The following is a 12517-nucleotide window of genomic DNA, read 5'->3' as shown; positions in this document are numbered from 1 at the left end:
TGGGGGGATTTTGCAAAGGTCTCAGACGGCCTCTTTAAGTAATCGTGTCAGCGGCTGGGATATACGGGAAGCCGCGAAAATGCACGATGTTGTCAAACTTTTTCCCGCAGGTTTCCTGCCGCTTGTCGCAGCCCGGATAAATTTTGAACACATCGCCCGACTGCGGCGGGGAAGGCAGGCGCAAGGCAAACGACAACCTGCCGCCCTTGTGTTCCTTGACTGTGCGGCTCAATCCGGCATTCCGCCCGCTCGTAAACTTAATCACGCCCTGATTGAACCAGCCGTCCGCCTGCGTCAGATTGCACGCCAGTTCCGTTCCTGTCGTACTGTTCGCCGTAACACGGCCGTTGACCGTGAATTTCTCACGATTGACCTTGCAGCCGCCGTCATACAGCGTCCTCATGCAACCGGCCTGATAGATGTTGCGCGGGCTGGACACATTCAAAAGCTCGATGTCCGATTTCACATCCACTTTGACCGCAGAACGGCTGCCCGATACGTCGGACACCCTGCCGGAAAAGATGACCACCGTGCCCACGGGCGTTGCCCAATCGCTGAAAAATATCCGCTCGATGACCACCCGTGCGCCGTCCAGTGCGCCACCCAAAGCCGCCTCCGACCATTGCAGGCCTTCAAGCCTGTAATCGGTTTCTGCGGCAATCTCCAGCGTGTTTGAGTCCACATCCAAGCCGACGGCCACGCGCGTAGCCCCGCGCTTGATAATCAGCTTGTGCGCCTCATAGGTCTGCCCATCCCAAACAACAGGCATATCCGCGTTCGTGTGCCGCAGTATTTGGCCGTTTGAAAGCGTAATCCTGAATAAGTCCGCCATCAGAAATTCATCGCTGCCGTGCAGCAAATCAATCAGCTCCCTTGTCGCCGTCTTCATAACTTCACGCTCACAAACTCAATTTTCTTGGCCGCCCACAAATGCCCGATGATGTTCTCGAAATCCGCCGTATCGGCCATAAACCGCACACGGAAATAAAAACCGCCCGACCATGTAATCGGCTGCCCTGCCGCCTGCGGCGTATTCAGCACCAAAACGCCCTTATCGTTAACGGAATAATCCCGCCCGTAAGTTAGCGGCCTGCCGCCCACCTTGACGGCCGGCCTGTCCTTCACTGCCAAAACAGGTTCGACAAAGCCGCCGAACGACCGCACCAGCTGATAGCGGGTAACGCCCGTTACCGTATTACCGAACAATCCTTCATCCAGTTCTACATGGCCTTCTATGCGGCAATACGCCACACCTTCCACCGGTAAAGAGGGTTGAGCCGCGACGAAAAGATACGGGAAGCATACCTGCTGGTGTCCGCTTATATGCGGGCGGAAGACGTTATCAAGGCGCGTGGGGCTTTGGAGCGGTGGGCCGAGGTTGTGAAAGGGGTTGGAAATGACGATTGAAAGATTTATTCCGAACAGTTTCCAGATAAGTAATGCGTTTGTTGACGAGATGATGGGCGAATTGAGAGGTAATACGGTCAAGTGCTACCTGATTATCGTGCGTAAGACGCGAGGATGGGGCAAAGAATCGGATGCCATTGCCATCAGCCAGTTTATTGACGGCAAGAAGTTGAGAGACGAACGCACGGTCAGATCGGCCTTGGACGAATTATTGGCCGCCGGGGTGGTTGGCAAGATGGATTTTAAGGGTAGGCCGAGTGTTTATTTTTTAGCCAAACCCCCTGCAAAAAATGATGGGGGAGTACCTGCAAATTTTGTACCCCCTGCAAAAAATGCACCTACTACAAAAAATGAGGGTGCAGTACCTGCAAAAAATGTACCCACACCCCCTACAAAAAATGTACCCCACAGAAAACAAGAAAACAAAAAACAAGATGTAGTAGAGATTTCAGAGGTTGGGAAAGACGGTTTGGGGTTTGCCGACAACAGCGGCTTTGCTTCGCCTGACGGTTTGGCAGACTTGAACGAATTTCCGATGGCGGACGGCTGGAAGCCCGCAGACGAAACCGCGTTTGACGAGAAGCTGCGCCGTTCGCAAATCCCGTGCCTTGCCGACAGCCGCGTGGCTGATGCGCTGGCGGAGTTTGCAAGCTACTGGCAGGCGGCAGGCAAGGTTTTGACGCAGGCGATGTGGGAACACAAGTTTTTCCAGCTGCTGGTGCGCCAAAAAGCGCAGGGGGCGTTTGCGTCCAAGCCCAAAGACCCTTCACACCGCAGACTGAACCAGCCGCAACAGGGCGGCAATGGCGCGGGGGACGGGAAGCCTAAGGGCACGGCATCACGCCCTAATCTGCGATGCGCTTGAGCGTGTTTTCAACGGCGAAACGAAACGCCTGATTATCAACATTCCGCCGCGCTACTCGAAAACAGAAATAGCGGTCGTGAACTTTATCGCATGGGCGATGGGGCGCGTGCCTGATTGTGAGTTTATCCACGCGAGCTATTCGGCAACGCTGGCCGTAAGCAACTCCGTGCAGATTCGGAATCTTGTGCAGCACGAAGAGTATCGGGCGATATTTCCCGGCGTGGAGCTTGCAAGCGAGAGCAGGATTTAAATCGAGTTTGCAAGCAAATTATTCACATAACTCTTTCACACTCTCGGGAATATTGCCGCTGCATGCCCATGTAATTTTATTGCCTTCCTGCAACGGCAGCATGGCCAAAGCCTGATCGCTGCCAACCGGAATGGCGGTAATCGTGCCCTGCAGGACGCTGATATTTTGCCAATACTTATGTTGCGTTTCGTTCAGCATCAATGCCTCCGTAATCTGATTCAACTCCAAGCCCTCTGATAGCCTGGAAGCAACCAGGTTTTGCGTAAAAATCAAGGCATCGGCAGCAGAATCAGGATTAGGGCTGCTTTTCTGTTTGATATTGGGAGCGGGACTTCCCGTTACCGGTGAAACAGCCGTCGGTGTTTGCAAACCGGACAATTCGTAAACAGGCTTCAATGCCGTATTAAATTGTGGTGCAAAGCGATCGATGCCGACACAGACACCCGCCAACAACAGGCACGCAATGCCCAGCAACAATCCGATTGCGGCCACTCCGCCCCGTCCTTTGAATCCGCACACCACCGCTAAGACTGCCAAAGCGATCGGCAATACATACAGCGGCACGCCCAAGTCGGTAACAACGCTGCCTAACTCAAGCGTTTTCAACAGCGGCAAAACGGCAAAGGCAAGAATGGACAACAACAATCCCAACGCACCCGCCGTACTGCCCGGCGCGGCACTTTTTTTGTTTTTTGGCTGATCGAAAGGATTGCGCGACTTGGTTAATGAATTAGAAAATTTAGACATGATTTTAGATAAAGTGAGTAATTGACAATATAATATTTGGCGTAATTCTATCAAGTTATGTTAAAACAGGCAATTGCAGAGGCAATTGCCTGTTTGTTTGAACAGCCGTTTCCGGATTCTGATTCATGCTTTTCAGACGGCCTGTCTGAATTTAAAACAACCGCTTCCATATTGGGGAGTAGTCGTTTTGAATCAGACGGACTACCGATACCGATTCTATTCAGACCAAACCTAAAGTTTATTCTTCCGGTTCTTCCCCGTCGGTTTCATCACGCACGCCTTCGGTAATTTCGATATTGGTACCGGCGGCAGCCCGGATTTTGCTGTCAATTTCGTTTGCAACATCGGGATTTTCTTTTAGCCAAACGCGTACATTATCTTTGCCTTGTCCGATTTTCGCACCGTTGTAGCTGTACCATGCGCCTGATTTTTCAACAATATCGTATTTCACGCCGAGGTCTATCAATTCGCCTTCCCAGCTCACGCCTTCGCCGTAGAGGATATCGAATTCGGCCTGGCGGAACGGCGGGGCAACTTTGTTTTTAATGACTTTGACTTTGGTTTCGTTGCCGATAACGTCGTCGCCTTTTTTAATTTGGAGGCCACGGCGGATGTCGAGGCGGACGGATGCATAGAACTTCAGGGCGTTACCGCCGGTGGTGGTTTCCGGGCTGCCAAACATGACGCCAATCTTCATGCGGATTTGGTTGATGAACACCACCAAAGTATTGGTTTTTTTGATGTGGCCGGTCAGTTTGCGCAGTGCCTGGCTCATCAGGCGGGCTTGCAGGCCGACGTGGCTGTCGCCCATATCGCCTTCGATTTCCGCTTTCGGTACAAGCGCGGCAACCGAGTCGATAACCACCATGTCAACACCGCCGGAACGCACCAGCATATCGCAGATTTCCAATGCCTGTTCGCCCGTATCCGGCTGGGAAACCATCAATTCTTCCACTTTCACGCCCAGCTTGCGCGCATAAATCGGGTCGAAGGCGTTTTCGGCATCGATAAAGGCGCACACACCGCCGTTTTTCTGGCATTGGGCGATGGTTTCCAGACACAGGGTGGTTTTACCGGAAGATTCCGGCCCGAAAATTTCAACAATGCGGCCGCGCGGCAAACCGCCGACGCCGAGCGCCAAGTCGAGGCCGAGCGAGCCGGTAGAGACGACTTCGAGGTCTTCATCCTGATGGCTGCCGTCCATTTTCATAATGGAACCTTTACCGAACTGTTTTTCGATTTGGGCCAAAGCTGCGGCCAGGGCTTTGCTTTTGTCTTCCGATTTGCTGCTTTTTTTCTCGTCTGCCATGGTGGGTATTCTCGTTGAGGTTTGTCAAATGGGGCAATTATCTCATAAGGGGAGGCCGTCTGAAACCCAAGTTTTCAGACGGCCTATATGTGCGGATTAAACGATTTCCGCCTTTTCGATGATAACGGGTTCGACCGGCACGTCGTCGTGGTAGCCGTGGCGTTTGGTGGCGACGTTTTCAATCGCATCGACCACATCGAAACCGTCCGTTACTTTGCCGAATACGGCATAACCCCAACCGTGCAGGCTGGGCGAGGTGTGGTTGAGGAAGTCGTTGTCTTTGGTATTGATAAAGAACTGGGCGGATGCGGAATGCGGGGCTTGGGTACGCGCCATGGCGATGGTGTATTTGTCGTTTTTCAAGCCGTTTTGCGCTTCGTTCTGAATGCTGTCGCGGGTGGCTTTTTCGCCCATGTCCGGGTTCATGCCGCCGCCCTGTATCATGAATCCTTTGATTACGCGATGGAAAATCACGCCGTCGTAAAAGCCGTCTTTAACGTATTGTTCAAAGTTGGCGGCAGTAATCGGGGCTTTTTCGTGATCCAGTTCGAGGGTAATCACGCCTTTGTTGGTGGTCAGTTTAATCATTTTGCAATCCTTTCGGTTGAGGTAAAGGCCGTCTGAAAACTTTTCCGTGTAAAGGTTTTTGCAGACGGCGTGGAAATCAGTGTTGGCCGTCGAGCCAGCGTTCGGCATCGAGAGCGGCTTGGCAGCCGGAAGCCGCGCTGGTGATGGCTTGGCGGTAGGTGTGGTCTTTTACGTCGCCGGCCGCCCAAATGCCTTCGATGTTGGTTGCGCCGACGTTGTCGCCGCTGCCGCCTTTGGTTTTCAGGTAGCCTGCGTCGTCCATATCGAGCTGGCCTTTGAAGATGTCAGTATTGGGTTTGTGGCCGATGGCGATGAATACGCCTTTGACGGCGATGTCTTCGCTGCGGCCGTCGTTGAATTTCAACCGCGCGCCGGTTACGCCGCTGTCGTCGCCCAATACTTCTTCCAATACGGCTTCGGTTTTGAGGATGATTTTGCCCTCTTCCACTCGGCGCATCAGTTTGTCCACCATGATTTTTTCGGCACGGAAGCTGTCGCGGCGGTGTATCAGGGTTACGGTGTTGGCGATGTTGGCCAGGTAGAGTGCTTCTTCCACGGCGGTGTTGCCGCCGCCGACTACGGCTACGTCTTGTTTTTTATAGAAGAAGCCGTCGCAGGTGGCGCAGGCGGACACGCCGCGTCCGGCGAAGGTTTCTTCGCTCGGCAGGCCGAGGTATTTGGCCGATGCGCCGGTGGCGACGATGAGTGCGTCGCAGGTGTATTCGCCCGCATCACCGATGAGTTTGAACGGGCGTTGCTGCAGTTGTGCGGTGTGGATGTGGTCGAAAACGATTTCCGTGCCGAAGCGTTCGGCATGGGCGAGGAAGCGCGCCATCAGTTCGGGGCCCTGCACGCCGTCGGCATCGGCAGGCCAGTTGTCCACTTCGGTGGTGGTCATGAGTTGGCCGCCTTGTTCCAAACCGGTGATGATGACGGGATTGAGGTTGGCGCGGGCGGCATAAACGGCGGCGGTGTAACCTGCGGGGCCGGAACCGAGGATGATGAGTTTGTGGTACTTGCTGCTCATGGTTTATTCCTTGCTGTATCTAGGGATGCGGTGCAATGTTTTTCAGACGGCCTCATCTGTTAAGGGGCCGTCTGAAAACGGTTAGCGGCGGCGGCCGAATCCGCTGCGGCGCGGCATGGTGGGACGGCGCGGCTGCTGATAGTTGGATTGGGCGCGGTCTGTCGGCCGGTAGCCGCCGGCCTGTTGGCCGCGTTGTCCGGCATTTTGCGGGCGCAGGCTGGTCGGCGCGGTGGGGCGTTTGCCTTTGTATTGCTGCTCGTAGCGGCTGCGTACTTGTTGCGCGGCTGGGCTGTTGGCCGGGGCGCGGGCGAATTTGTTGGCCAGCGCGTTGCCTATCAAGGCACCGGCCGCCGTTCCGACCAGGCTTTGCAGGAACCAGCTTCCTGTTGAAGAATCATACATATATTGCTGGCCGTCTTTGCCGGTTACGATTTCGCCGTTTTTGCCCTGCTGCTGGGCTTCGGGCGACAGGGTTTCATTAACGGCATCGGGCAGGAGCTGGTAAACGGTTTGGTCGGCGGCCGAGGCAGCCTGTGCTTGCAATTGGGCGATTTGCTCCTGTTGCGCTTTAAGCTGCTGTTCGAGTTCGGCCTGTTTGTCATTGCCGCAGGCAGCCAGGGCGAATGCGGTGAAAACAAGCAGTGTCAGGCGGGATTTTTTCATCGTTTTCCTTTGTGATGACGGATGTGGACGAAGGCCTAATATTAGGCAGGCGGCGGGAAAATCAAGGCCGTCTGAAAAATCCGGCATAAGGTATTTTCAGACGGCCTTTGAAACGGTTTCGGCATCATGCTTAATGTTTGTCTGAATCCAATTTTTGCGCACCCTGCTTCAAGGGAATATTGGTTTTCAGATAGGTCAGCAGGCCGGTGTACATGCCGACCCCGGTACGCTGCGCCAATTCGTTTTTCAGTTTTTTACTTTCATCCGCATCGGCTTTCTGCACTTTTGACGACAAGACTTCCACCAACAGCGGCGCAGGCTGTCCTTCCAGCAGCGCGTAAGCGGGTTTTCCGTCTGTCGGGTGTGCTTTTGCCAGCGCGGCCAATGCCTGGGGAGACAGGCGCAACCGTGCGTCCGACGCGCTCAGGGTTTCTTTTTCCGACCACGCCAGTTCGGGCTTGCCGCCTTTTTGCAGTTCGGCCAACAGTTTTTTCGCCTGCTCTGTCGCCGCTTTGGCCGATTCGCTGTTTACATAGGCCGTGCGTACCTGTTCTTTTACCTGTTCGAAAGCCGGCGTGCTTTCTTCCCGCGTTTCCGTGGCACGAAGCACCCAAGAAGTATCGCCAACCGTAATCACGTCGGAATTGTGTTTTTTCTTAAACACTTCGTCGCTGAACAACACCTCCAGCCATTCGGCAGGAATATTTTGCTGCACGGCATTTTGACGGCTCAACCATTCGTTGTGGCTTTGGATGGGCAGCCCTGTTTTCTCGGCTGCGGCCTTCAGGCTGTCGGGGAAGTCAAACGTGGTTTGCGATAGGGTTTGCCGCATCTGCGCCAAGGCCTGCTGCGCTTTTTTCTGCTTCAATTCCGCTTCCAGCGAGGCTTTGGCTTCGTCAAAACTCTGCTGACCCTGCATATTGGTGATGCGGACGACATGGAAACCGCCCGTACTTTCCACCAAGGCGATGTCGCCTTTGTTCAGCTTGGCGATTGCCGCTTTAAACTCTTCCGGCAGAGCGGAAGATTTATCCACCACGCCCAATGCGCCGCCGGATTGCGCCGTGGCGGTATCTTGCGAATATTTTTGCGCCAGGGCGGCAAAATTGTCAGGCGAAGCTTTTGCTTCTGCCAGCACTTTTTCCGCTTCCGCTTTGATTTTGGCTTTGTCGCCGCCCTGAGTCAGGGCAAACATAATGTGCGACACTTCCTGCTTGGGCTGTGCAGACGACTGCTGTTCGGCGAAGGCTTTTTTTACTTCTTCTTCGCTGACGGTCTGCCTGTCGGCCAAAGTTTTTGCCGACAATTCGATATATTCGAATTTCACCGCTTTCGGGATGAGGTATTTGCTTTTGTCTTTATCGTAATAGGCCTTCAGCGCGGCATCGTCCACTTTGACTCCGGCGGCGAAATTGCGCGGGTCGACCACGGCAGTGCGGATTTCGCGCTCGGCCTGCATCAGTTTGGCGATACGTTCGAGCTGCTGGCTGCTGACGATGTTGCCGTTGGCGGCAAGGTTGGCCACGTTCTGCAATTCAAACTGACGGCGCAGATTTTCAATCAGCTGGTCTTCAGTCAGGCCGCTTTGCGCCAGAAAATTTCGGAATTTCTGCTCGTTAAAACGGCCGTTTTCGTCTTGAAAGCCTTTGTCGGCCATAATGACTTGTTTCAACTGCTCCAGCGAAACATTGATGCCCATTGCGCGCGCGCCTTCATAAAGGTAGGCACGGTCGGTCAGCACGGTCAGCGCGTCCTGATTGGACTCCAAGCCCTCTTCGCGCACGGCGGCCTGCACATTTTGCGTGCTGATTTTTTCGTCTCCCACTTTGACGATGTAGTCCGAACCGGGAGCGGCGACGGTAGATGCGCCGAAACCGATAAAAGTCAGTGCAATCAAACCCAGCATAATTTTGGCCGGGCCGTTGTATTTCTCTACGGCTGAAAACATAGCTTCCAAGTAAAATCAAAGAATAAAAAGGCGGTCATTGTAACTGATTTTACCCACGGCAGAAATAGCATGAGGCCGTCTGAAAAACCGACCACCCGGCCCCTTATGCTTGACAATAGATAAATGATAATGAAATGATTTAAATTCCTTATTTTTACGGAGCGCGTATGAATGATGGAAAATATCCCAAACAACCTGCCTGAAAATGCGGAATTTCCGCACCCATCTCCACCCCAATCCGAAACGGCACACGACGGCGGCAGGCCGTCTGAAAACGGTGTCGGAGGCGTTTCCGACAACCAGCCGGAACATAAGCCCGACGGTGCGGATTCCCATACAACCGAACCTGCGTCCAAAACGCAGCCCTCTAAAAAAAGCAAACGCAAAAAACGCAATACCAAACGCCGTCTCAGCGAAATCGGCACGGCCAAAGGCGTGGAAACCATGTTCCGCAACGCCGTGCGCTCGGAAATGGAGCTGCTCGCATTGGCGGCAACCAAAGCCAACATTATGATTTCGCTCAACGGCTTCATCGTGTCGGCATTGATGATTTCGGGGGCATTTATTTTCTCGTCGTCGCCCGAATTCCTGATTCCCGCCAGCACATTTATGATTACCGCCGCCGCATCCATCGTGTTCGCGCTGCTGTCCGCCTCGCCCGAACGAATCGGCAAAGTGCGTGCGGCGCGCGAATGGCTGAAAGACGTGCTGCGCCGACGGGCGAAACTCTCGGACTGGAAAACCCGCGTCAGCCATGCCGAAACGCGCTTTTTTGGCGGTGCCCAGCCCAATATCCTGATTTATGAAGACCGCGTGAAGGTACAGAAAGAAGAATATTGGGAAATGATGCAAGAAATTATGGGAGACCGAAAACAAGTGTACGAAAAAATGAGCGACCATCTTTACTGGCTGGGTCTACTGGCCGACAAACAGTTTAAATACATAAACTTATCTTACTCAGTATTCCGCTGGGGGCTGCTTGCATCCCTTTTCGCCTTTATCGGCGTGAAAACCCTGCCCGCATTGATGCCTTCGTCCGCCGACAATTCGGCAGAGCTGCGCGCACTGGGTATCGATATGTTCAAAGGCGTGTACGAACCTTCCGCCGTACAACAGCTTCCCGACGGACGGCTGCTGATTGCCGAGGACGAACCGAACCACGCGTTCAGCATACTGTCGATTGATAAGTCTGAACAACTGATTGAAGACGAATCATTGGATACCCGCATCATCACGGGCTTCAAACGCCGTCTGAACGACTTGGAGGCACTCGCCCGCGACGACGAAGGCTTCATCTACGCGCTGACCTCGCACTCGCGCAACAAAAAAGGCCAGCGTTCGCCCGACCGGGAACACATGCTGCGTTTCAAAATCCAAAACGGCGAGGTGTTGGGCCTGACGAGCTACGACGACCTGACGCAGGTGCTGGAAAGCGATACCAAGCTGCACGACCTGATCCACGAACGCACCAACGCCGAGGTTTCGTTTGAGGAAATCAATATAGAAGGTATGACTTTCGATCCGGTGAAAAAACGGCTGGTGCTGGGCTTCCGCGACCCCGAATTCAACAACATGGCATTGGTTGCCTTTATTGCCAATCCTAAGGAAGTGTTTGAGCACAAGTCCAAACCCGAGTTTGACGAAGTCGCGGTCATCGACATTGCCGGCGGCGGTATCCGTTCGCTCAACTACGACCCTATCCTGAAAACCTACATCATCGCCAACGAAGTCAAAGACGAAGCCGGCGAAAGGTTCTCGCAATTATGGACCTGGAGCGGCAAACACAGCGACGAGCCGCAGAAAATTACCCTGCCCAACCTGCAGCACATCAAAAACGTGGAAGCCGTCGATTCCATTACCGTAAACGGCAAGCCGCGCCTGATTGTGATGGGCGACGAGGGCAACGCCTCGAAAAAACTGACCGCCAAATACATGATGGTTGATTACAGCACGCTGAGCAAGGATTAAGCCAAGCAGGCGATGCAGATAAAGGCCGTCTGAAAACCATAATATCGGTTTTCAGACGGCCTTTCGTTCTGCGGACGGATGATGGCTGCAATGATGCCATCGGCCATATATGAAAGACGGAACAAACCAGCAGCCAACCGTGCATTTTCAGACAGGAGGCCGTCTGAAAGACATCATCCGCAAAAATTGACGAATCGTTGCGGATTCATTTGCCTGGCCGCAGCGTTACCATCTCCTGACACAATCCGCTAATCTGCCTGAGCCGTTTCCTCCCAGCCGCCACCCAATGCTTTGTACAGGTTTACCGTCGCCTGCGCCCTGGCGAGTTGGGAGCGTATCAGGCGTTCTCGGGCTTCTTGTTCGTCCAGCCTCGCACGCAGGGCCTCATCCAGCGTCAGGCTGCCGTAACGGAATAATTTTTGCGCGCCGTCGGCGCGGCTTTGCGCCTGTTGCAGGGATTGTTGCAGCAGTTTGCTTTGCCGCGTCAGGGCGGTTTGGCTTTGGTAGGCGGAATCGACTTCGCCCAAAGCGGTCAGCAGGGTGCGGTCGTAATTCAGCAGGGCGGTCTTTAGGCGGGCATCGGCGGCATCGATGTTGGCCTTGATGCGGCCGTTGGTAAACAGCGGGACGCTGATGCCGATTTTAAACAGGCTGTTCCAACCATGCAGGCTGCGGTCGCCTTCAAGTTCGAGACGGCCGCCCTGCCCCAGAAACTGTATGGTGAAACGCGGTAACAGGTCGGCTTTCGCGCCGGCGAGTTTGGCGGCATAAGCGCGGACTTCAGCGGCGCGGGCGCGAAGGTCGGGACGGCGTTCGATCAATCCCTGCGGGGTCTGCCCGCTTGGTGCTTCAGGTTGGGCGGACAGGATGTCGGCGGAGCTGTCGGGCAGTCGGAAGTGTTGCGGCACTTGGCCGGTCAATACGGCGATGTTGCGGACGTATGCGCCGTATTCGGCATCGAGTGTGCTTTGGGCGGCCCGGGCGGCGGCCAGTGCGCTTTGCGCCTGTTTGACAGCATGGGCATCAACGTGTCCGGCGTGGAAGCGTCCTTGGGCATATTGCAGCATTTTCTGCAGGACGGCGATGTTGGCGGCAGCAGTCTGCTGCCGCGCCTGCACGGCACGGGCGTTCAGGTAATTGGCGGCAATTTCGCCGCTCAGCAGGAGTTGCGCGCCGTACAAGGCTTCCTGCTGCCCCAGTGCGGCATAGTTTGCGGCATCGGCATCACTGCGTTTACGCCCGAAAATATCGGGTTCCCAAGATGCCTGTATGCCTGCGGTTAACAGGTTTTGGCTGCCGCTTAAAGTGTCGCGGCCGAGTTTTTCGGTTTGGGGGTTTTGCGCCAGTCGGCCGCGTATACCGTCATTCAATGGGTTGTTTATTTCACTGTGCGTGGCGCGGGATTCGGCACTGATGCCGCTGTTGATACCTGTATCGGCAGCGGCCAGCCTTGCCTGCGCACGGGCTTCGTTCAGACGGCTGCGGGCAATGCGGATATCGTAACTTTGCGCCAAGCCTTGTTCTATGAGCCGGCCGAGTACGGGGTCGTGCCAGTTTTGCCACCAGCGGGCGGTTTCGGCACTTCCTCGCGCTGCTTGGTTTTGACCGTACTCTTCAGGCAGGTCTATTTCGCTTTTTAGGGGAATTTGCGTGCTTTGGCAGGCAGTCAGGACGCAGACGGCCAAAGCCAAGGCTGTTTTTTGCGGTCGGAACATGGGGTTTCCTTTGTTTGTTGCTTTTGATGA

The 12517-nt window shown here is 54.5% G+C and carries 11 protein-coding genes and 1 pseudogene; 3 read left to right on the top strand and 9 right to left on the bottom strand.

The features are described from left to right. Positions 1–34 precede the first annotated feature (34 nt). Positions 35–889: a DUF2163 domain-containing protein gene (locus HMPREF3107_RS02615; RefSeq protein WP_070453083.1), complete on the bottom strand. Its 855-nt coding sequence runs from the start codon at positions 887–889 to the stop codon at positions 35–37. Further along, a complete protein-coding gene (locus HMPREF3107_RS12510) occupies positions 886–1251 on the bottom strand; it encodes a DUF2460 domain-containing protein (RefSeq protein WP_246828575.1) in 366 nt (121 codons plus the stop codon). Before HMPREF3107_RS12510 ends, HMPREF3107_RS02615 begins: the two co-directional genes overlap by 4 nt. Positions 1252–1396: 145 nt before the next feature. Here HMPREF3107_RS12510 and HMPREF3107_RS12505 point away from each other — a divergent pair, with 145 nt between their 5' ends. Continuing rightward, entirely contained in the window at positions 1397–2272 is an 876-nt protein-coding gene (locus HMPREF3107_RS12505; protein ID WP_070453080.1) for a DnaT-like ssDNA-binding domain-containing protein, read from the top strand. Further along, a pseudogene (locus tag HMPREF3107_RS12775) lies at positions 2235–2513 on the top strand (terminase); the annotation flags it as partial. The gene HMPREF3107_RS12505 and the pseudogene HMPREF3107_RS12775, both read left to right, overlap by 38 nt. Positions 2514–2540: 27 nt before the next feature. Here the strand turns inward: HMPREF3107_RS12775 and HMPREF3107_RS02600 are convergent. The 6 genes from HMPREF3107_RS02600 to HMPREF3107_RS02575 form a co-directional block, all read right to left on the bottom strand. Further along, the gene (locus tag HMPREF3107_RS02600) at positions 2541–3323 is read right to left on the bottom strand and encodes a sugar ABC transporter permease (protein ID WP_246828574.1); all 783 of its coding nucleotides are present in this window, start codon (positions 3321–3323) and stop codon (positions 2541–2543) included. Positions 3324–3507: 184 nt separating this feature from the next. Then, positions 3508–4578, bottom strand: a complete 1071-nt coding sequence (gene recA, locus HMPREF3107_RS02595) for a recombinase RecA (RefSeq protein WP_041961370.1) — start codon at positions 4576–4578, stop codon at positions 3508–3510. A gap of 96 nt (positions 4579–4674) precedes the next feature. Next, positions 4675–5166 (bottom strand): peptidylprolyl isomerase, encoded by a 492-nt coding sequence (locus HMPREF3107_RS02590; protein WP_070453075.1) that lies wholly within the window; start codon positions 5164–5166, stop codon positions 4675–4677. Between the two features lie 76 nt (positions 5167–5242). Then, positions 5243–6193: a thioredoxin-disulfide reductase gene (gene trxB, locus HMPREF3107_RS02585; RefSeq protein WP_070453073.1), complete on the bottom strand. Its 951-nt coding sequence runs from the start codon at positions 6191–6193 to the stop codon at positions 5243–5245. 81 nt (positions 6194–6274) lie between these two features. Beyond that, positions 6275–6856: a hypothetical protein gene (locus HMPREF3107_RS02580; protein ID WP_070453071.1), complete on the bottom strand. Its 582-nt coding sequence runs from the start codon at positions 6854–6856 to the stop codon at positions 6275–6277. A 130-nt stretch (positions 6857–6986) separates the two neighbouring features. Beyond that, entirely contained in the window at positions 6987–8804 is a 1818-nt protein-coding gene (locus HMPREF3107_RS02575) for a SurA N-terminal domain-containing protein (RefSeq protein ID WP_070453066.1), read from the bottom strand. A 171-nt stretch (positions 8805–8975) separates the two neighbouring features. On the opposite strand from HMPREF3107_RS02575, the gene HMPREF3107_RS02570 reads away from it, so the two are divergent. Then, positions 8976–10772, top strand: a complete 1797-nt coding sequence (locus HMPREF3107_RS02570; RefSeq protein ID WP_141742810.1) for a Pycsar system effector family protein — start codon at positions 8976–8978, stop codon at positions 10770–10772. A gap of 248 nt (positions 10773–11020) precedes the next feature. Here the strand turns inward: HMPREF3107_RS02570 and HMPREF3107_RS02565 are convergent, their stop codons facing one another. Next, the gene (locus tag HMPREF3107_RS02565; protein ID WP_070453063.1) at positions 11021–12487 is read right to left on the bottom strand and encodes an efflux transporter outer membrane subunit; all 1467 of its coding nucleotides are present in this window, start codon (positions 12485–12487) and stop codon (positions 11021–11023) included. Between the last annotated feature and the right edge of the window lie 30 nt (positions 12488–12517).

The sequence above is a fragment of the Neisseria sp. HMSC31F04 genome, from assembly GCF_001807735.1.
Lineage (GTDB): Bacteria > Pseudomonadota > Gammaproteobacteria > Burkholderiales > Neisseriaceae > Neisseria > Neisseria elongata.
Note: the sequence above shows the minus strand (reverse complement) of the source record. Positions and strands in the feature narration are given on the sequence as shown.

Excerpts from the sequence above, each read along its gene's own strand:
- HMPREF3107_RS02615 (WP_070453083.1), bottom strand. The coding sequence starts at position 889 with ATGAAGACGGCGACAAGGGAGCTGATTGATTTGCTGCACGGCAGCGAT.
- HMPREF3107_RS12505 (WP_070453080.1), top strand. The coding sequence starts at position 1,397 with ATGACGATTGAAAGATTTATTCCGAACAGTTTCCAGATAAGTAATGCG.
- recA (WP_041961370.1), bottom strand. The coding sequence starts at position 4,578 with ATGGCAGACGAGAAAAAAAGCAGCAAATCGGAAGACAAAAGCAAAGCC.
- HMPREF3107_RS02590 (WP_070453075.1), bottom strand. The coding sequence starts at position 5,166 with ATGATTAAACTGACCACCAACAAAGGCGTGATTACCCTCGAACTGGAT.
- trxB (WP_070453073.1), bottom strand. The coding sequence starts at position 6,193 with ATGAGCAGCAAGTACCACAAACTCATCATCCTCGGTTCCGGCCCCGCA.
- HMPREF3107_RS02580 (WP_070453071.1), bottom strand. The coding sequence starts at position 6,856 with ATGAAAAAATCCCGCCTGACACTGCTTGTTTTCACCGCATTCGCCCTG.
- HMPREF3107_RS02575 (WP_070453066.1), bottom strand. The coding sequence starts at position 8,804 with ATGTTTTCAGCCGTAGAGAAATACAACGGCCCGGCCAAAATTATGCTG.
- HMPREF3107_RS02570 (WP_141742810.1), top strand. The coding sequence starts at position 8,976 with ATGATGGAAAATATCCCAAACAACCTGCCTGAAAATGCGGAATTTCCG.
- HMPREF3107_RS02565 (WP_070453063.1), bottom strand. The coding sequence starts at position 12,487 with ATGTTCCGACCGCAAAAAACAGCCTTGGCTTTGGCCGTCTGCGTCCTG.